The sequence below is a fragment of the Paraeggerthella hongkongensis genome (genome assembly GCF_003726035.1).
Lineage (GTDB): Bacteria > Actinomycetota > Coriobacteriia > Coriobacteriales > Eggerthellaceae > Paraeggerthella > Paraeggerthella hongkongensis.
Genome location: NZ_QICD01000033.1, coordinates 1 through 20,030, shown reverse-complemented (window position 1 = coordinate 20,030; position 20,030 = coordinate 1). Strand labels below are relative to the sequence as shown.

Below are 20,030 nucleotides of genomic sequence, written 5' to 3'. Positions count from 1 at the left end.
CCATACCGCGATGCTCCGGCGCTCCACGAACCTCCTCCCTCGTACTGCGGATTCATGGCTGCGCAACGCCTAGCCTTTCGACCAGCCGCGCCTTTGCGGCCCATCGGAGTCTGCAATCCGGCTGCGGCGATAGTCGTAATGCTCGATATAGGTCTTATCCAGCAAGGACTTTTCGTAAAATCCCACGTCCCGGTTGTATTCGCACGTGGCGTCATCGGCGCTTTTGCATTCGTCTTGCAACGAGCCGTCTTCGCGGTAGCAGCGAAAGAACGCCTCGGGGCAGTGTTCTTTCAGATAGTCCATAAACACAAGATGGAATGTCTCGGACGCCACGAAGAAATGCCTGATCCCGTCGTCATCCTGCCGCAAGAAGCCCAAATCGAGCAATCGTGCGAAGTCGCTTCGAGCGCACGGGTAGGAGATGCCGTATCGGCGAACATGGATGGCGTAGGTGAATTCCGCATTGCTGTGCAGCAGCGCCTCCAAAAGAACGGCCCTCTGCCGGTAATTGAGAGACTCGTCGGCATCGATGATGGAGCGGAACCGCTCGCGCCTGCGGCGCATGCCCTCGAGCTTCGTCATGGTCCACCGCTGCTCGTCCACAACAAGCGCGACGACTTTCTCGAAGTAACCCGTCCAGTCGTAGTACCCGTCGCATGGCACCGGCATGTCCTCCGGCCTGCCGGACAAGGAATGCCCTTCCACGTAATTCTGGTCATCGGGAAACAGCAGCTTGAACACGGGGACGTGCGCCGAAAAATGATAGCCCGAACGATGCAGGACAAGAAAATACAACAAGTAGGCGAACAGGCAATTGCCTGCGGGAAACACCCGAAACGTCTTGAAATAGTACAGTGCGATGAGCGCGGCCATCAATGCATGGTTTCCCTTGATGGTCGAGCAAAAAACCTCCAGCGCGGGAGCGCGAAGCTCGCAGGCGCCGAAGAAGGCGGACTCTTCATCGCACGCTTCGTTGACCAAAACGCCTTCGGTCAGTTTCGCATAGAGGGATTCGACGGACGAAACGGAAAGGGGCTCGTTGCGGTAGGCCTCTATGTTCAAGAGAATCTTCCCGGCATTCGAGGCAAGCAGTTCAACGGCATTTTTCGGCTCGCACGCCTGCACGCACACGCGCTTCAGGTGCGCCGTGTCGACAACGGCGTATTCCAGCCGAGCAGCGGCCGCCAACTCCTCGGCCGCAAGGCTCAGCTCATAGTGACCGCCTTCGGGATCCGACAGGATGCGCGCATAATGCACGGCAAGACCCTCGTTGATCTGGAATTCCTCGAGCAGTTTGCTCAGATGCCACGTGGGAGCGTACCAGTTTTGCGTGGAAGGGCGATCGGAATCGGACGCGCCGCCATGAGGATCGAAAGGCACGGGCAGCGCCTTCCCCTGATAGCGGCGCAGCTTGTTGAGCACTATCCAGCACAAGGAGAAATCATCGGCGGATACGCCGAGGGCGCCCACGATGGAGTCGAATGTTTGGGCACGTTGCGAGGCCAACGCCAAAGCGCGCCCCAGCAACGACTGATCGTCTGCCACAAGACCCTCCCCCATGATCCTCACCTCGTCTCAAGAATCACCTTCTTGGGCCATAGTCTCAAATGCGCAACCAGGCGTTCAAGGGTTCGAGGAAGGACTAGAAAGTATTTGCTATAGGCAGATCATGGGCCGTGAAACCACGTGGAGCAATCAGCTTTCCAACCCCGTAAGCGAAAGGACGATACCCTCCGGCAAGCGGTCGCGATACGTAGTGGTCTGCACGCGATAGGGATGCACCTTGTTATCTTCTTGGCATAAGACCTCGAAACCGCGTTTACCGAAGAATGCGAACGTCTTTTCCTTGTTGCGCGTCAGGTCGTCCTCGAACAACTCCCCCATGATTCCACGACACCCGTAGTAATCGGCGATCAGGCACAGCACCTCCAGCACGAACGTGCCGCAACCCAAATCCTCCTTGCGCGTAACGAAATCGATGATGCGCACGTGATCGTCCGAGGAATCTCCTTGAGTAAGCGTGACGTCGGCGATAATGGTGGAGGCGGCATCGGCGTTCGCATCGTTTTCGGTGCGCACGTTCAGGTACAGCTGAATCCGATCATAGCCAAACGGCGCGTATTCAGGCTCCAGACGCAGCCTTCCCGCCAAAAAACAGTAGAGCGTACGATCCCCTGTATCCTTTGTCGCAATAAGCGTCTCGATTCCCGCCATTGCTTCCTCCCGTCTCGCACCGTATTGCCACCGCACCTCGCAGTGCATTCCTATCGTATCCATTTTACCCAGCAGATTCGCCCCGCAATGCACGACGAACGACCGGACGAACGCGGTATGGCTGAAAAACGAGGGAGGTTGGAAAAGGAATGGGGCGTTCCGATAACGCGTTATCTCTTCTTTGGATAGGTAGGTCATCTGATTATCCGGTATCATACACTCAGCCAAAACACTCGGCCTTGAGCGCCGCCGCAGCGCACGAAGCGGCAGACGAGATTGCGAGGTCACCATGCCTATCAGAATCCCCGATTCCCTGCCCGCCACCGATGTTCTCGAAAGCGAGAACATCTTCGTGATGACCGAGTACCGAGCCATGCATCAAGACATCCGCCCGCTCAAGGTCCTTCTCCTGAACCTCATGCCCACGAAGATCGTCACCGAAACCCAGATCATGCGCAAGCTGTCGAACACGCCGCTGCAAATCGAGATAGAGCTGCTGCAAACCGTCAGCCATGAAGCGAAGAACGTGTCGGGCGAGCACCTGTCGACGTTCTACACCTCGTTCGACGAGATTAAGGACAAGCGCTACGACGGCATGATCATCACCGGCGCGCCTGTCGAGCTGCTCGACTTCGAGCACGTGGACTATTGGGACGAGCTGACGGCCATCATGGACTGGTCGACTACCAACGTGCACTCGGTGTTCCATATTTGCTGGGGCGCGCAGGCGGGCATCTACCACCACTACGGCATTCAGAAGCACGAATTGGAAAACAAGCTGTCCGGCGTATTCGAGCACCAAGTTGACAAACCCTCGTCGCCCTTGGTGCGCGGCTTCGACGACGTTTTTCGCGCGCCGCATTCGCGCTATACCGAAGTGCGGGCCGAGGATATCGAGGCGCATCCCCAGTTGGAGCTGATCGCCACGTCCGACGAAGCCGGCGTGTATCTTGCCAAAAGCGTGGACAGCCGTCATTTCTTCGCGTTCGGCCATCCTGAATACGACGACGACACGCTTTTGAAAGAGTACGAACGGGACGCGGCGAAGGGCATGGGCGTAGCGTTGCCCGCGCACTATTTCCCCAACGACGACCCGACGCAGATGCCGCAAGCTACCTGGCGCGCGCATGCGCAGCTGCTGTACACGAACTGGCTCAACTACTACGTCTACCAGACCACGCCCTACGATCTGGCCAAGGTGGGAACCGACGAGGACTCCGTCCATGAGTAAGCAAACGGAAGGGCGGCAACGAGCGCCGCGCTACACGCTGCACCCCGTAACGAAGCCCATCGCAAACGCGGCGAACAAGAACGGGGGCGTGCGCGCACCTGCATCAACGGATCCGTTCGCGCGCCCCGCGAACGAAGACGACGACGGCTACGACCCTTTCAGCGATCGTCCCCCCGCACCCGAACCGACGTACCAGGAAGACCCTTGGAGATAACAAGGACCGACCCGTGGAGCTTAGTCCTTGTTCCAGGATAAAAACGCCTCGATGTCAAGCTCGTCGAACGCGCGCACCGCATGGTCGCACGCCTCGGCGAGCTCTTCATAGGTGCCGGAAACATCGCAATCGTAGATTCCCAGCGTACGATACCCTGCCTTGCTGAGCGTGCGCACGGCGTACACCGAGTCCTCCATGCCCCATGTAGAGGAGCGCGACGTGCCCATCGCCTCGCGCGCGCGATCCCAAACAGCGGGCTCGCGCTTCGACGCGTTCACGTCATCAACCGACACGATGGCGTCGAAATACGGGGCAAAGCCGCAACGCTCCAGACCAGCCTGCAAATACGACTGAGGGCTCGAAGAGGCGACGGCCATGCGAACCCCGTGGCCGGCAAGAGCCTCCACGAACGCAAGCGCCCCCGGACGAGCCTCGACGCGCGTGCGGTAAAAGCCCAGCATGAATTCATCGACCATGTCCTCCACGTCTTTCCCGGACGCTCCCAAGCCGAATCTCTCATGGAAGAAAGCGCCGCATTCAGGAATAGTGAGCGTGGTCAGCACGTCTTTGTCGTCTTCAGTCAGCGCCACGTTCGCGCGACGCGCAAGTTCGGCTTCCATCTCGCGCCACACGCACATCGAATCGAGCAACGTGCCGTCACAATCGAACACGATCCCGATCGAAGATGGGTTCATAGGGGGGATCCTTTCGCGGATACGCCGAGCGACCAACGCACGTCACAGCGGCAGGGTTTCTTGTTCGGGCAAATCTTAGCAAACCCTCGCCGCCGGCCGAGCGACCGGCAGCGCGAATTTGCAGGATATTTACCTCCGAAGCCAACGCCTGCCTTCGGGCGCTTGGCTACTTCACGCCGTACTGCTGATAATACGCGTCGAGCGCCGTCTTCACGGCGTCGTCGATGACCACGCCTCCCTGCACTTCGCGATTGTACAGGTACTCGGTGACCTCGGCCATGCTGACGATGGACGCCACGGGGAACCCGTACTTCTCCTGCACTTCCTGCTGCGCGGTGACCACGCCGCCCTTCCCCACTTCCATGCGGTTGAGCGACACGATAAGCCCCTTGATGTCCACATCGGCTGCGCCCTTGAGCACGGGATACGTTTCGTCGATGGACTTGCCGGAGGTGGTCACGTCCTCGACCATGACCACGCGATCGCCGTCTTGCAGGTCGGATCCCAGCAAATTGCCCGCATCGGCGCCGTGATCCTTGACTTCCTTACGGTTGGAGCAATAGCGAACTTCCTTGCCGTACAGCTCGGAAATGCCCATGGCGGTAACCACCGACAGGGGGATGCCCTTGTAGGCCGGACCGAACACGACGTCGAAGTCCAAGCCGAAATTGTCATGGATGGCGCGGGCGTAGTACAAACCCAGACGATGCAGCTGGTCGCCCGTCACGTAGGCGCCGGCGTTCATGAAGAAGGGAGACTTGCGGCCGCTCTTGAGCGTGAACTCGCCGAACTTGAGCACCTTGCTCTCCACCATGAACTCGATGAACTCCTGCTTGTACTGCTCCATGCCCGGCTCCTTATCCGTATGCGGCGCGGCCCACCCGCGCACGATCTTCCGATGAATATGATACTAGAATCAAGCCGGGCGAAAGCTTCGAAACGCGAGCAACGCGCATCGCCCCGATACAAGAAGCGGCCCCAACGATCAATATCGTCAGGGCCGCATGCATACGCTGCTAAAAAATCGGAGCAACTTGCCAACCGGGCAAGCTAGCTGTTACTCGTCTTCTACGCGGATGACGCTGGGCTCCTCGCGCAGGATGTCGTCAAGCTGCGCGATCTCGGTCAGCACGTCGCGCACGCTCTTCTCGCACGCGGTATGCGTCACGTACACCAGATCCACCGTGCCGCCTTCCTTCTTGCCGCGCTGCACCACCGAGTACACGCTTACGTTGTGCTTGGCGAACACGCCGGCCATAGAGGCAAGAACGCCCGAGCGGTCGGCCACCTTGAAGCGGATGTAATACTTGGTCTTGAGCTCTTCCATGGGAACGATAGGCAGGCTATCGGTACAGGTACAACCCACAAGCGGTCCCACGCCCAACGTAACATGACGCGCCACCTCCAGCACGTCGCCCATCACAGCGCTCGCAGCCGGGCCCGAACCCGCGCCCTCGCCGAAGAACATGGTCTCGCCCACGGCATCGCCCGTCACGTAAATGGCGTTGAACACGCCGTTGACCGTGGCCAGCTGATGCGTCAGCGGCAGCATAGTGGGATGCACGCGCACGTCAATGCCCTGCGCCGTACGGTGAGCAAGGGCTAGCAACTTTACGCAATAGCCCATATCACGCGCCGCGTCCAGGTCCATAGTGGTTACGTTGCGAATACCTTCGGTATGCACGTCGCTGATGGTCACGCGCGAGTTGAATGCGATGGAGGCCAGGATGGCAATCTTGGCGGCAGCGTCGAAACCGTCCACGTCGGCGGTGGGATCCGCCTCAGCGAAGCCCTTCTGCTGCGCCTCCTTGAGCGCATCGTCGTAGCTCAAACCGTCTTCGACCATGCGGGTCAGCATGTAGTTCGTCGTGCCGTTCACAATGCCCATGACCGACGAGATCTCGTTGGAGATAAGGGAATGCTTCATCGGATCGATGATGGGGATGCCGCCGCCCACGCTCGCCTCGAACGCGATCTCCTTGTTCGCCTGGTCCGCAGCGTGCATGACCTCTTCGCCATACGTAGCCATGAGCGCCTTGTTGGCCGTGACCACGTTCTTGCCGGCGCGCAACGCGCCCAGCACCACATCGCGCGCCACGGTAGTGCCGCCGATCAGCTCGATAACGATATCGATTGAAGGATCATTGAGAATGTCCTGGTAATCCTGAGTGAAGATATCCTCCACGCCGTGTTCGATGGCCTGTTCGGGATTGCGCGAGCACACGCGCACCAGCTCCAGGTCAACACCGTAGTGGCGCTTGAAGTCCTCCCGGTGGTTCTTCAGGATGTCAATGCATCCGCCGCCCACCGTGCCGGTGCCCACCAAGCCAAGTTTAACCGCCATGTCGCTCTCCCTTTCCTAAATGTCCCGGCTCATCAGATCATCGTACGTCTCGCGGCGCGTAACCACGCGCGCTTCGCCGTCCCTCACGAACACGACGGCCGGCCTCGGCTGGCCGTTGTAGTTGCTTGCCATAGTGTAGCAGTACGCGCCCGTGCCGAAGACAGCAACGATATCGCCCAGGTCAGGATGCTGGATCGGCATGTCGATGACCACGGCGTCGCCGCTTTCGCAATGCTTGCCCGCAATAGTGACGATCTCGGTACGCGGCTGCCCCGCCTTGTTGGCGATAACCGGCTCGTAATCGGCGTGGTACAGCGCCGTGCGGATGTTGTCGGACATGCCGCCGTCAACCGCCACGTACTTGCGAATGTTCGGCAGGGTTTTGATAATGCCCACCGTATACAGCGTTACACCGGCGGTAGCCACCAGGCTGCGGCCCGGCTCGGTGAGCAGACGCGGCTCAGCCACGCCGTACTTCTGGCACGCGGCGAGCACGGACGAGGTCACCGTTTCGGCGAACTCGTCGATGGAAGCCGGCTTATCGTCAGCCGTATAGGCAATGCCCAGGCCGCCGCCCACATCCAATTCCTCGATACGGTAACCGTACTCTTGCTGGATGCGAGCCATGAGATCGACCATGACCTCGACGGCCTCGGGGTAAGAATGCAACGAGAAGATCTGCGAGCCAATATGGCAATGCAGACCCGCCAAACGCACGTTCGGCGCAGCCAGCACGTCCTTCACGCAGCCGAACGCGAAATCCTCGCGCATGGTGAAACCGAACTTCGAGTCCTCGCAACCCGTGCGGATGTACTGATGCGTGTCGGCCTCGACGCCTGGCGTGATGCGCATGTAGATAGGCTGCTCGACGCCCAGCTCGCCGGCAATCTCGGAGATGCGCTTGAGCTCGATACGACTGTCGATGATGATGCGGCCGACACCTGCCTCGATCGCCTCGCGCAGCTCGCGCGGCGTCTTGTTGTTGCCGTGCATGAACACGCGCTCAGTCGGGAATCCCGCCGCGCGCGCGATAGCAAGCTCGCCGCCGCCCGACACATCGAGGCACAAGCCCTCGTCGGCCACGATGCGCGCGGCTTCCTTGTTGAGAAATGCCTTGCTGGCATACACGATATCGGAATTTTGATAGCGGCTGCGGAACGCCTCGCGGTAGGACTCCATGCGGCTGCGCATGTCCGCTTCGTCCATGACGTACAAAGCCGTGCCCTGTTCGCGTGCCAGCTCCACCATGTCGACCCCGCCTACGTACAAGTGATCGTCGCGCACTTCGGCGGTGCGCGGCAGCACCGCGCCCAACTCCATGGTGGTACGGTTGTCGGGCTGCTTGCTCAAATCGGATGCAGGCAAAGCCATAGGTCCGCCTCCCTTTCTGCCTGTTTGCTTCCCTTGATGTCGCCGACCTGCCCGTCGGCAGAGCCGGCCCGTCGCCGGCTGTTGTGATTGGGGTTCATACTACCAGCCTTGCTGCATTTCCCCGGGTGCAGAGCGTAAATTTTCGTAGAATGGATACCCGAAAGCCCGGAGAAAGCCGTGCGCCGCCAGGCCGCTTCGACCACCGCGCTTCCAGGCAAAGCCCGCATCGGCGCACAGGGCTCAAGCGAACCGGAATGCGCGGCAAACATGAAGCCTTGCACGCACGCCGTACCTATATGGGCTGAGCTTCATCCGCAAAAAAGGCAACTTTTTACCTATCAACTTGCTATGACTTTATGGCTTCTATAATCCTCAATGGAGTATACTATGCAGCACAGACAGAAAGGAGCTCGCTCATGGCCAAGCAGGAACCCTCTATCGATCAGTGGCTCAAGGAGGCGAAGCAGGATCCGAAGGCCGCTCAGTGCGGCATGTTTCTCACCCACAACGGCGTGGTTCGCATCACCCCGAAGCAACAAGTGCGCGAAGGCGTCGAAGGACTGGGCGACGTTGCGCAGGTGGAGTTCTCCTACGACGCCGCCGGCGTAGATGCAGCCGTCGAGGAAGCTTTGACCTGGCCGGGCGTGTACTACGTGCGCGTATGGCTGAACGAGGGAGTGCTGGGTGTGGGCGACTCCATCATGTACGTTCTGATCGGCGCCGACATCCGCCCCAACTGCATCGACGCCTTGCAGAAACTGGTCGGCAAGATCAAGAACGACCTGGTGGTGGAAAAGGAAATCTACGCGTAGGACAGCGGTGCTCGACGTTTCCCAAGGCCTCGGCTGCGCAGCTCATTCAGCAGTCGGGGCCTTTTCATATAAAAGCGGCCCCCACCGCATGCAGGAAGCTGGTGCGCTACACTAGAGGCAGGCACCAAGCGGTCGATCTGCCCTGAAGGAGCGCGCATGAACATCCTCGATTACCTGGCAACAGAGTTCGCGGCCTTCGATGAGAAGCCGTTCAACCCGGTAGACTCGGCAGCCCTTTCGCAGTTCTGCATGGTTCGCATGGAAGACATCGCTCCTATGAAGCGCGCATGGAGCGAACCTCCGAGCCTTCGAGCAGCCGTCGCAGATCGCCTCCATCCCGTACGACCCGTGCGCTTCACCGACGCATTGCGAGCGGAGCTTTACGACAGCCTGTTCACAGGCCTGGTTCCCGGACCCGTGAAAAACAACATGCTGGCCCTTGCAGCCAGTCCGCGCTTTCGCAACATGACCGTGCAGGACTGCGCAAGCGTGTTCGATGAAGCGGCGCAAACCCAGTTCGCCGCCATGACGTTCGTCTACGGCAGGGAGTTCGCCTACGTAGGGTTTCGCGGCACCGATCGCTCGTTCACCGGATGGCGCGAGAACTTCAACATGACCTACCAAGCCCCCGTTCCAGCGCAAGACCTAGCCGTTCGCTACCTGGAGGCCGTCGCGCCCCGTTTGCCGCGACACCTGTTCGTGGGCGGCCATTCCAAAGGCGGCAACCTGGCCGAATACGCAGCACTGCACGCAACGCCAAAAGTCCAAGAGCGCATCGAACGCATATACGACCACGATGGCCCTGGCTTTCGAGCAGGAGCCGTCGACGACCGCGCCTTCTCGGTTATTCGCGATCGCGTGCACAAAACGGTGCCGCAGGAATGCGTCGTGGGGATGCTTCTGGAAACGCCGGGCGAGCTGCCTCTGCACGTTGTGCGCAGCGCGGATCACGGCATGATGCAGCACAGCGTACTGAACTGGGAGGTCAAGGGAACCAATTTCGTCTACGCTGATCAGCTGGCAGATTCGGCTCTCTCGACCCACGCGATCATGGAGCAATGGCTGGCCGGATTCTCGCCTGAGAAAACTCGACAAGTAGTCGAAGCTGCGTTCAAGGCCATCGAAGCATCGAGCGCGCTCGATGCTGCAGACATCCTGATGGGCGGAGTGAAATCCATAACCTTGTTGGTCGAAGCCGCCAAAGCCCTTGACCAGGCGAACCGGGACATTCTGGTAAACGCGCTGGGCACGCTGACCAACCTGATCGCCCACGACGCAGCACGAGGCGTTGCGGGCTGGCTTGCACCGAAAACGAAGAACGCCTCGTAAGCCGAAGCCAACGATCTCCCCGACGGCTTCACCCGCCTGACAGGAAAAGCGACCCGTCAACGCAACAGGGGTCGACGCGCCCCGTAAGTGCGCCGACCCCTGCAAACATGCTGTACGCGGTATCGATTAATCCGTGAAGTAACCCACGCCGCCCTCGAACAGGGGCTGGTACAGGTCGCCCGGCACGTTCTTGTACAAACCGTAACCGCTGCGCTCCGTGTGCCCCATTTTGCCCAGAACACGCCCGTCGGGGCTGGTGATAGCCTCAACAGCCCAAGCGGACCCGTTCGGGTTCACATCCAAGCCCATGGAGGGCGCGCCTTGGTCGTCGACGTACTGCGCGGCGATCTGGCCGTTGGCGGCCATACGTTCGAGCAGTTCAGGACTCGCGACGAACCGACCTTCGCCATGGCTGATCGCTACCGTATGGATGTCGCCCACTTCACACCGGCTCATCCAAGGCGACAGGTTCGACGCCACACGCGTGCGCACCAGACGGCTCTGGTGACGGCCGATGTTGTTGAACGTGAGCGTAGGGCAATCCTCGTCCATCGGACGAATATCGCCGTACGGCACCAAGCCCAGCTTCACAAGCGCCTGGAAACCGTTGCAGATGCCCAGCATGAGGCCGTCGCGATTCTGCAACAGGTCGCGCACGGCTTCGGTCACTGCCGGAGCGCGGAAGAACGCCGTGATGAACTTCGCCGAGCCATCGGGCTCGTCGCCGCCGGAGAAACCGCCCGGAAGCATGACGATCTGACTGTTCTTGATAAGGCGCACCAGTTCCGCCGTGCTTTCGGCAACAGCCTGGGGCGTCAGGTTGTTGATGACGAACGTCTCGACCACAGCACCTGCGCGCTCGAATGCACGGGCCGAATCGTACTCGCAGTTGTTACCCGGGAACACGGGGATGATCACGCGCGGCTTCGCGATGGTGCCGTTGTACACAAGCGGAGCGCCGCCCGCGAAGCTCACGGCCTTGACCGGCTCGCCCTCGGCGCGATACGGGAACACCGGCTCCAGCGTGCCCTCCCATGCTTCCTGCAAACCAGCAAGGTCGATCGATTCGCCAGAGGCCTCGAACACGTACTCGTCGGTGGTCTGGCCCAGCTCGGACACGCATACGACGTCGCTTGCGTCCGGCAACTCGATGCATGCGGGCATCTCCACCAGGAAGCTGCCGTAAGCGGGAGCGAACAGCTGATCGGCCTGCACGCAATCGGCCAGCTTCACGCCAATGCCATTGCCAACGCACATCTTGAACAGGGCTTCCGCCATGCCGCCATATCCGGGCGTAGACACAGACAAAGCCGCGCCATCGCCGATCAGACGCTCAGCCAGGGCAATAGCCTCCAGCAATCCGGCGATCTGCGGCGTGACGCCGTCCTCGGCATAACGCGGAGCAATGCGCACTACGCGATTGCCGGCGGCCTTGAATTCGGGTGACGTCGCGCGCTCGACCGAACCCACCGCCGTCGCAAACGACACCAGCGTAGGCGGCACGTCCAACGTTTCAAAGCTGCCGCTCATGGAGTCCTTGCCGCCAATCGAGCCCACGCCCAGATCGATCTGAGCCATCAGCGACCCCAGAACCGCCGCCGCGGGCTTGCCCCAGCGCTCGGGCTCGTCGCGCAGGCGCTCGAAGTACTCCTGGAACGTCAGGTACATATCCTTGCGCAAAAAGCCCGCAGCCACCAGCTTCGCCACGCTCTCCACCACTGCCACGTACGAACCGGTGAACTGGTTCGCCTCGGTCAGGTAGGGGTTGAAGCCCCAGGACATGCCGCTGCACGTGGTGGTTTCGCCATCTACGGGCAGCTTGGCAACCATAGCCATGCTCGGCGTAAGCTGATGCTTTCCGCCGAACGGCATGAGCACGGTAGCCGCGCCGATAGTGGAGTCGAAGCGCTCGGACAGACCCTTGTTCGAGCAGACGTTGATATCGGTGACGAGCGCCTGCATGCGCTCAGCCAGCGAGGAACCCGACCACGAGCGCTCGTAGCGGCCGCCCTCGACCACGCGCACGTCCTGGCGCTTCGGCGCGCCGTTGCTGGACAGGAAGTCGCGGCTCACGTCCACGATGGTCTTGTCGTTCCAAACCATGCGCACACGCGCTTCTTCGGTAACCTCGGCAATGGGCGTAGCCTCAAGGTTCTCCTCGCGCGCAAGCGCCAAGAACGCATCGACATCTTGGGGCGCCAGCGCCACGGCCATGCGCTCCTGGCTCTCTGAGATTGCCAGCTCGGTGCCATCCAATCCGTCGTACTTCTTGGGAACCTTGTTCAAGTTGATGAACAGGCCGTCGGCCAGCTCTCCCACCGCTACGGACACGCCGCCCGCGCCGAAATCGTTGCAGCGCTTGATAAGCCGGCACGCGTCGCCACGGCGGAACAGGCGCTGAATCTTGCGCTCGACGGGAGCGTTGCCCTTCTGCACCTCGGCGCCGCAGCTTTCAAGGGAATCAAGGTTGTGGGCCTTCGAAGAACCCGTGGCCCCGCCGATGCCGTCACGACCCGTGCGCCCGCCCAGAAGCACGATCACGTCGCCCGGCGCCGGCGTTTCGCGGCGCACGTGGTCAGCCGGCGTAGCGCCCACGACCGCGCCGATCTCCATGCGCTTTGCCGCGTACCCGGGATGGTAGAGCTCGTTCACCTGGCCGGTGGTCAGGCCAATCTGGTTGCCGTACGACGAATAGCCTGCAGCAGCCGTGGTCACCAGCTTGCGCTGCGGCAGCTTTCCCGGCAGCGTTTCGGACACGGGCACCAGCGGATCGGCCGCGCCCGTCACGCGCATGGCCTGATACACGTAGCTGCGGCCCGAAAGCGGGTCGCGAATGGCACCGCCCACGCAGGTGGCCGCGCCGCCGAACGGCTCGATCTCCGTCGGATGGTTATGCGTTTCGTTCTTGAACAGATACAGCCAATCCTGCTCTTCGCCGTTCACGTCGACCTTCACCTTCACGGTGCAGGCGTTGATCTCTTCGGACTCGTCAAGACCGGTCAGCACGCCCTTCGCCTTCAGGTACCGAGCACCGATGGTGCCCATGTCCATAAGGCATACCGGCTTATGGTCGCGTCCCAGTTCATGACGCATCTCAAGATACTTCTCAAACGCTGCGTGCACCGCCGCATCGTTGATTTCGACGTTCGTAAGCTCGGTGCCGAACGTGGTATGACGGCAATGGTCCGACCAGTACGTATCGATCATCTTGATTTCGGTAATGGTGGGATTTCGACCCTCTTCGGCGAAATATTGCTGACAGAACACGATGTCGGCCAGATCCATTGCCAACCCGCGATCGGCTATGAACGCCGCCAGCCCCGCCTCGTCCAAATCAAGGAAGCCCTCGATCGTTTCCACCATGCCGGGAACGGGCTGCTCCATCTTGAGCGTGTCGCGCTCTTCGAGCGACGCCTCGCGCGCCTCGATGGGGTTGATCACGTACTGCTTGATAGCTTCGACGTCCTCGCTCGAAAGGTCGCCGGACAGCACGTACACCTTTGCGCTGCGCACGTCAGGACGCTCGCCTTGGCTGATCAGCTGCATGCACTCGCTTGCCGAATCGGCGCGCTGATCGAACTGGCCCGGCAGATACTCCACAGCGAACACGTGCGCACCGTCAGCCTGCGGAAGCGCGAACGTCGCGACGTCGGACTGGGGCTCGCTGAACACGGTGGGAACGCACTGGGCGAACAGCTCGTCGCTTGCGCCTTCCACATCGTAGCGATTCACCAAACGCACGCTCTCAAGCCCCTCGACGCCCAAAATGCTGCGCAGCTCATGCGCGAGCTGCTGGGCTTCCACGTCAAAACCGGGCTTCTTTTCTACGTAGACACGAGAAACCATGGGGTCCCCTTTACTTTTTGGAATCTTGCGCAGGCTTCGCATCCTGCTCGGTGGCCTTCATCTCCTCAGCCTTCTTCAGCCTGAAGCCGCTGCCGAACAACCCGCGCTTCTTCGGAGCCTCTTCAACAACCTCCGGCGTTTCAGCCTCCTGCTGCTTCGCGGCGCGCTGAGCAGCCTTGGCCTTCTTTTCCTGCGCGCGCATCTCCTTGGACTTCTTGCTCATCATCTCTTCTTGATAGGCGCGGCGAACCTTGCGGATCTTCGAGAAGTCCACGTACAGCGCGCCGATGATGCAGGCGTACGCCAGGCCCAACGAAATATAGGTGCCCACCTCGGGCAGGAACGCACGGCCGACCCACGAAAGCGCCGTCAGGGCAATGGCACCGATGAGCAGGCCCCACCAGATCTTGCGCAGCTTCTTGTACTCGGCCGTCGGCGGATTGTAGTACTGGCGATCGATCTGCGACTGCTTTGCGCGAGCGGCCTTTTGCTCGGCCTTCTTCTGCTGCTTGGTCTTCTGAGTGGGCTGCACGCGCACCGAAGCCGCGGCCTTGGACTTGGGCTTCGCGGATGCGGCGCTTTTGCGCGTTTGCCCCTGATGCTCGTCAGTCTGGTACCGGTCGTTCATGGGATTGCGTTGGGTCATGGGTGTGTTGCTCCTTGTTGGTTACTTGCGATTCGACGAAGCGGGCGCGACTAGTACGCGAACGCGCGCCCCGTGATCTTCTCGTAGGCTTGGATGTACTTTTTGCTGGTCTTCTCGATAACGTCTTGAGGAAGGCGCGGCGGGTTGCCCGTCTTGTCCCAGTTCGCAGTCAGCCAATCGCGCACGAACTGCTTGTCGAAGCTGGGCTGGTCCTTGCCTTCGGCGTATTCGTCGCCCGGCCAGAAACGGGACGAGTCGGGTGTCAGCACTTCGTCTGCCAAAATGATCTTGCCGTCCAGGCGACCGAACTCGAACTTGGTGTCGGCAATCACGATGCCCTGCTTCTCGGCATGGTCGCGCGCCGTGGTGTACACCTTCAAAGACAGGTCGCGCAGCTGCGTCGCATCGTCTTCGCCGATGATCTCGACCAAGCGCTCGAAGCTGATGTTCTCGTCATGGTCACCGATCTCGGCCTTCGTGGACGGCGTGAAGATAGGCTGGGGAAGCTTCGACGAATTCACCAAGCCCTCGGGCAAGTCGATGCCGCACACGGTACCCTGCTTCTGGTACTCCTTGAGGCCGCTGCCGGCCAGATAGCCGCGCACGATGCACTCGGAGGGGAACATCTCGGCCTTCTTGACCAGCATAAAGCGCCCGCGCAGGTAGTCGGCATAGGGCTTGAACCGCTCGGGGAGATCCTCGACGTCGGCGGAAATCAGGTGGTTTTCCACCACGCCGTCCAAAAGCTCGAACCAAAAGCACGACAGCTGCGTGAGCACCGCGCCTTTGTGCGGAATTTCGTCTTCCAGGATGTAGTCGAACGCAGAAATACGATCCGTCGCCACCAGCAGCAGCTTGTCGCCCAGGTCGTACAGATCGCGCACTTTACCCTGCGCATCGGGCTTGATGTCAATCCCCGTCATGCCGGTCCTTTCATTGCTCTCTCAACAACGCAGCGCGAGCCGGATAGCTCGCGCGCGATAGTTCCCTCAACCTACGTTATTATCGTCTATTTCAATGGCTATTTCTGGTCTTTACGGGACTTTCCACGTGATTTTTGCGCTTTTTGGCCCTTTTGCTGCCCCTCGTCCTTATACAGCGGAATATGAATGGTGAAGCATGCTCCCCTGCCCTTGGCGCCCTCCACCTGAACCCATCCGTGATGGCGATCCACGATCTCTTTTACCACGGACAAGCCAATGCCCAAACCACCGCTTTCGCGCGTACGGCCGGCGTCCGCGCGCCAGAAACGCGAGAACACCATTTTGGCTTCCTCGGGCGACAGGCCGATGCCCGTGTCCTCCACTTGAATAGCCGCCATGATCTCGCCGCGCCTCACGCGCACGGAGATATGACCGCCTTCGGGCGTGTAACGCACCGCGTTCGAAATGAGGTTGGCGGTTGCCTGGCGAATCATGTCGGCATCGCCGAGCACGCACACGTTGCGCTCCATTTCATAGGACAGCGTAAGCCCGGAGTCGGACACGAATGCTTCGTGCGTGGACACAATGCCGTTGATCAGCTCGCCCACATCCACGATTTCCTTCTTCATGGGAGTGGAGCGGCTTTCCAACCGAGACAGGCGCAGAATAGCATCGACCAGGCGAGATAGGCGTTGAACTTCGGAGTTCACCGTTTCCAGGCGCTCCTCGTCGGCAGCGAACACGCCGTCCACCATGGCTTCGACCGTCGACTGAATGGCCATGAGCGGCGTACGCAGCTCATGGGCAACGTCGGTGGTCAGGCGGCGCTCCAGCTCGCGGTCGCGCTCAATGGAGTCGGCCATGGCGTCGAACGTTTCACCCAATCGAGCGATCTCGTCCTCGCCGTGCAAATCGGTTCGAACGGAAAGATCGCCTTCCTTGATAGCTTTTGCCGTACTGGTCATGCGGTTGATAGGGCCAACCAGCGTACGTGCGAACAAAAAACCGATGCACGAAGCCAGCACGATGGCCAGCACCGCGGCAAACACCATCGCCTGATAAGAGTTGTTGCGAAACTCCTCGTCAGCCTGGGTTACCAAAGCCTCCGATCCGTACACCCATACGCGCACGGACCCGATGGCAACACCATCAACGACGATATTCGCGTGCTCCATGCCGTTGGAATTCATGCCCGGCGCAAGCGACGGCCCCCCGTCAAGCGAAGGCCCGTCCTTCGGAGCGGGGGTGCCAGAATCCCCCATCTTGATCCGGGCGGAGTTGTAGACTTCCGCTTGCCCGATGTTGTCAACCACCACAATGCCCACGCCGCTGCTCAAGCTTTGAGCGTATTCGGCAATAGCCTGCACATCCCGGCTGTAAAGCGTGCCGACCTCGCGGTACGATTCCTCGATTTTGTGAGCGGTGTTTTCGGCTAGCGACTTCATGTTGTCTTGGGAATACGTCTGGAAATGCTGCTCCCAAACAAAGGAAAGCACGCCAATGGCAACAAGCGCCGTCATCACGGCGATAAACCCAAAGGCCGCGGTGACGCGCGTCGTGTAGGTCAAGTTCTCCCACGAAAGGATCTTCTGCCCGCGCTTCCTGCCAGCCCCGGTATGGGGCACGACAACTGGTCCGGTTGTGCCGGAGTCAGCTTCGACCGTCACGCGCTCTGCCGATCTATCGGAAGAAACCGACGTTCCGATCGAAGCTTGTTCGTTAATTGCGTCGCTCACGATGCGCTACGGGCTACTGGGAGACCTTCGTGGGGTCTTCAAAGCGATAGCCCACGCCATGCACCGTATGCAGCCACTTCGGGCTACGCGGATTGTCGCCGATCTTCGCGCGAAGGTTCTTTACGTGCGAATCGATGGTGCGCTCGTAGCCCTCGAAGTCGTAACCGAGGACCTTCTCGACCAGCTCCATACGCGAATACACGCGACCCGGATAACGAGACAGCGTTGTGAGCAGCTTGAACTCGCTCGCGGTCAGGTCGATTTCCTCATTGTTGACAAGCACTTTGTGGCCCGAAACGTCAATGGTAAGCTCGCCGAACTCCAAAACCTCGCGCTGAGGCTCCGAATCGGCATGCACGCGGCGCAGAAGCGCGCGAGCGCGGGCAACCAGTTCGCGCGGGCTGAACGGCTTTACCAGATAGTCGTCAGCGCCCAGCTCCAGACCGATAATGCGGTCTTCGACTTCGCCCTTGGCCGTCAGCATGATAATGGGCACATCGGAATTGTCGCGGATAGCGCGGCAGACGCGCTCGCCCGGAACGCGAGGCAACATCAGGTCAAGAATAACCAGATCAAAATGGTGCTTTGAAAATTCTTCGAGGGCTTCCTGGCCATCGCCGACTGCCGTTACCCAATAATTCTCGCGCTCGAGATACGCGGTCACCGCGTCGCGGATGGCCTTTTCATCTTCAACCAGCAAGATGCGTCGTGTTTCGTTGCTCATGGATCACTCCTCAAGCTCGGTGGCTACCACCGCCATGGCCCGCTTTCTCTAAAGCGACCAGATGAAAACGCGGTGGTCGTGTTTGCGTTTATTGTAGCAATTACGCGAGAGGGCACTTGAACCTGTACGGGAAATGACACAATAAACACCATGGTAACCCGCAGATCAACACACGCTAATCACGCCAAACCCAGCACGGCTTCGAAACGACGCGCGAACAGGCGCGCCGCCTCGAAGAGCGCGCCGCTTTACGCGGGCGGCAAGGCCAATGCGCGCGGCGGGCATGTAGGCAACGTCGCAGGATTCGGCACCGGAAGCGGGGGCAGCAGCCACGGAGCAGCCCCGAGCGTCGGCAACGTTGCCGGATACGGAACCGGCAGCGCCAACGTCAAATCCGGCGGAGCTCATCGACGCACGACCTCTCCCAGCAAAAGCCACGCAACCCCTCGCGCGGCCACCGGCGTCAATACGAGCGGCCCGCGCATCCCCACGCCAAGCGGCGGAGAGATCCTGCTGACAAGACGGCACTTCCTATTCGGCGCACTGGGAATTGGCGCGTTAGCCGCGGTCGGCGGCGGAGCCGCCGTGGTCGCGCAGCAGATGGATAAAGACCCCGACGCCGACCTGACCGTACTCAAGGTCCCCGCTAGCGCCGTCACCTCATCGGACTCGCTCGCAAGCGTGGACGATTACAGCACCCGCATGAGCCTGACCGGCAGCTACGAGCTGCCCTACGGAACGCTTGTGTGGGCGAACGACGAGCACGTAGCCGCCTGCTTGCTTCCCGCCGAAAGCGCCAAGCCGCTCACGCACGTTGCCTTGCTGGCCTTGGGATCAGGCGTCTCCACCACGGTTCTGGAAGGGGCCGTGGGCCTTGACGAGGGCTTCGAAATCTACGATGTACGCGCAACGTCTTCGGGACTGGTTTGGACCGAAGCAGACATTCTTGACGGCATCTGGCGCATTTACACAGCGCGTTCCGCCGGCAGCGGCATAGGCGAGCCCGTACTGGCTGAGGAAGGCAACGCCGACTACGAGACGCCGTCCATCGCCGCAGTTGGAAATCGTGCGTTCTGGCAAGTCCTTCCCAAGCCGAAAGGCGCAAAGAAGGCGGAAAGCTCTCTGCTCAAGCGTGCGACCATGGGAGCATCCGACACCGAGGTGGTATACACCTCGCGCGGACGCATGGCAACGCCGCCCTATGCGTCGAACGACTCCGTAATCATCACGCCCCGCACCGACACCTCGTCCATTCACTATCAATTGACCTGCATCGATGCAAATTCCGGCAATGTGAAAGACTCATTAGCCCTCCCCGTTTCGATGAAACCGCTGGAAGCAGGGTACGGCAAAACCGGATTCACGTTCTCGTTCGACGCCGGGTACGACTACGGCGACGGCATCTCCAAAGTAGGCACGTACACCCCAACCGCTGCCGCAACGAACGCCGACTACAGCAACGCGCCGTGGTTCTGGTTCGGGCGTGCGCCGTCCGCCCCGCCAGCGTGGTGCGGCAAGTACTTCATGGTGAAGTCCACGACCGCCGTATGCGGAGTTGATTTTGCGACCAACGAGTACTTCGCGTTCGACGTGGAGAGCGGGGCCGACGATTACGGCGAGTATCTTGCCTCCACCGGATCGCACGACACCGTGGTCACGTTCGCCAACATCGACCACGTTCCGCTTGGCGGCGAACCCGTGAAATGCTGCCGCGTGCGCGTGTGGACGCCGACGGCGTAGACGGAAGTCAACTGCAAGCGGTTCCCTGCTCGCAACTTACGGCAGACGACCCGCAACCTGGTACGAATCGACGGGTCTGCGCTCCCCTTGACGCAGGGTCTTCGGGCGTCGCGCAAACCCCAATGCGCCGACCTGCATCGCTAGTTCATGCGCACAAAAAGGACCTGCTTTGTGCGCTGGCTCAAGAACGCAGAAGGGGGGGGGG

At 60.5% G+C, this 20,030-nt stretch carries 16 protein-coding genes; 5 read left to right on the top strand and 11 right to left on the bottom strand.

All coding sequences use genetic code 11. The features are described from left to right. Window positions 1-69: 69 nt before the first annotated feature. Window positions 70-1,560: a Fic family protein gene (locus tag DMP08_RS11195; RefSeq protein WP_123192966.1), complete on the bottom strand. Its 1,491-nt coding sequence runs from the start codon at window positions 1,558-1,560 to the stop codon at window positions 70-72. 135 nt (window positions 1,561-1,695) lie between these two features. Next, complete coding sequence (locus DMP08_RS11190; protein ID WP_123192965.1) at window positions 1,696-2,214, bottom strand: hypothetical protein; 519 nt, start codon at window positions 2,212-2,214, stop codon at window positions 1,696-1,698. Between the two features lie 289 nt (window positions 2,215-2,503). Between DMP08_RS11190 and metA the strand changes: the two genes are divergently transcribed. Then, on the top strand, window positions 2,504-3,445 hold the full coding sequence (gene metA, locus DMP08_RS11185; RefSeq protein ID WP_123192964.1) for a homoserine O-acetyltransferase MetA: 942 nt from the start codon (window positions 2,504-2,506) through the stop codon (window positions 3,443-3,445). Further along, on the top strand, window positions 3,438-3,659 hold the full coding sequence (locus DMP08_RS11180; protein WP_123192963.1) for a hypothetical protein: 222 nt from the start codon (window positions 3,438-3,440) through the stop codon (window positions 3,657-3,659). The genes metA and DMP08_RS11180 overlap by 8 nt, the downstream gene beginning before the upstream one ends. A gap of 20 nt (window positions 3,660-3,679) precedes the next feature. On the opposite strand, the gene DMP08_RS11175 is transcribed toward DMP08_RS11180, so the two are convergent. The 4 genes from DMP08_RS11175 to lysA all read right to left on the bottom strand — a co-directional run bounded on the left by DMP08_RS11175 (window position 3,680) and on the right by lysA (window position 8,069). Then, window positions 3,680-4,354, bottom strand: a complete 675-nt coding sequence (locus tag DMP08_RS11175) for an HAD family hydrolase (protein WP_123192962.1) — start codon at window positions 4,352-4,354, stop codon at window positions 3,680-3,682. 166 nt (window positions 4,355-4,520) lie between these two features. Then, window positions 4,521-5,201, bottom strand: a complete 681-nt coding sequence (gene pyrE, locus DMP08_RS11170) for an orotate phosphoribosyltransferase (RefSeq protein ID WP_114567832.1) — start codon at window positions 5,199-5,201, stop codon at window positions 4,521-4,523. Between the two features lie 210 nt (window positions 5,202-5,411). Then, the gene (locus DMP08_RS11165) at window positions 5,412-6,698 is read right to left on the bottom strand and encodes a homoserine dehydrogenase (protein ID WP_123192961.1); all 1,287 of its coding nucleotides are present in this window, start codon (window positions 6,696-6,698) and stop codon (window positions 5,412-5,414) included. Between the two features lie 15 nt (window positions 6,699-6,713). Further along, entirely contained in the window at window positions 6,714-8,069 is a 1,356-nt protein-coding gene (lysA, locus tag DMP08_RS11160) for a diaminopimelate decarboxylase (RefSeq protein ID WP_123192960.1), read from the bottom strand. 416 nt (window positions 8,070-8,485) lie between these two features. Between lysA and DMP08_RS11155 the strand changes: the two genes are divergently transcribed. Continuing rightward, window positions 8,486-8,881, top strand: a complete 396-nt coding sequence (locus tag DMP08_RS11155) for a molybdenum cofactor biosynthesis protein MoaE (protein ID WP_114567835.1) — start codon at window positions 8,486-8,488, stop codon at window positions 8,879-8,881. 156 nt (window positions 8,882-9,037) lie between these two features. Next, entirely contained in the window at window positions 9,038-10,210 is a 1,173-nt protein-coding gene (locus DMP08_RS11150) for an Mbeg1-like protein (RefSeq protein WP_123192959.1), read from the top strand. Between the two features lie 126 nt (window positions 10,211-10,336). Here DMP08_RS11150 and DMP08_RS11145 read toward each other — a convergent pair whose 3' ends face one another. The 5 genes from DMP08_RS11145 to DMP08_RS11125 form a co-directional block, all read right to left on the bottom strand. Beyond that, complete coding sequence (locus DMP08_RS11145; RefSeq protein WP_123192958.1) at window positions 10,337-14,056, bottom strand: phosphoribosylformylglycinamidine synthase; 3,720 nt, start codon at window positions 14,054-14,056, stop codon at window positions 10,337-10,339. Between the two features lie 10 nt (window positions 14,057-14,066). Continuing rightward, window positions 14,067-14,702, bottom strand: coding sequence for a hypothetical protein (locus tag DMP08_RS11140; protein WP_123192957.1), 636 nt, complete (start codon window positions 14,700-14,702; stop codon window positions 14,067-14,069). A 50-nt stretch (window positions 14,703-14,752) separates the two neighbouring features. Then, the gene (locus tag DMP08_RS11135) at window positions 14,753-15,625 is read right to left on the bottom strand and encodes a phosphoribosylaminoimidazolesuccinocarboxamide synthase (RefSeq protein ID WP_123192956.1); all 873 of its coding nucleotides are present in this window, start codon (window positions 15,623-15,625) and stop codon (window positions 14,753-14,755) included. Between the two features lie 98 nt (window positions 15,626-15,723). Beyond that, window positions 15,724-17,292, bottom strand: a complete 1,569-nt coding sequence (locus DMP08_RS11130) for a sensor histidine kinase (protein WP_123192975.1) — start codon at window positions 17,290-17,292, stop codon at window positions 15,724-15,726. An 82-nt stretch (window positions 17,293-17,374) separates the two neighbouring features. Next, on the bottom strand, window positions 17,375-18,085 hold the full coding sequence (locus tag DMP08_RS11125) for a response regulator transcription factor (RefSeq protein WP_103264709.1): 711 nt from the start codon (window positions 18,083-18,085) through the stop codon (window positions 17,375-17,377). Between the two features lie 150 nt (window positions 18,086-18,235). Here DMP08_RS11125 and DMP08_RS11120 point away from each other — a divergent pair, with 150 nt between their 5' ends. Beyond that, a complete protein-coding gene (locus DMP08_RS11120) occupies window positions 18,236-19,825 on the top strand; it encodes a Tat pathway signal protein (protein WP_244596959.1) in 1,590 nt (529 codons plus the stop codon). Window positions 19,826-20,030 lie beyond the last annotated feature (205 nt).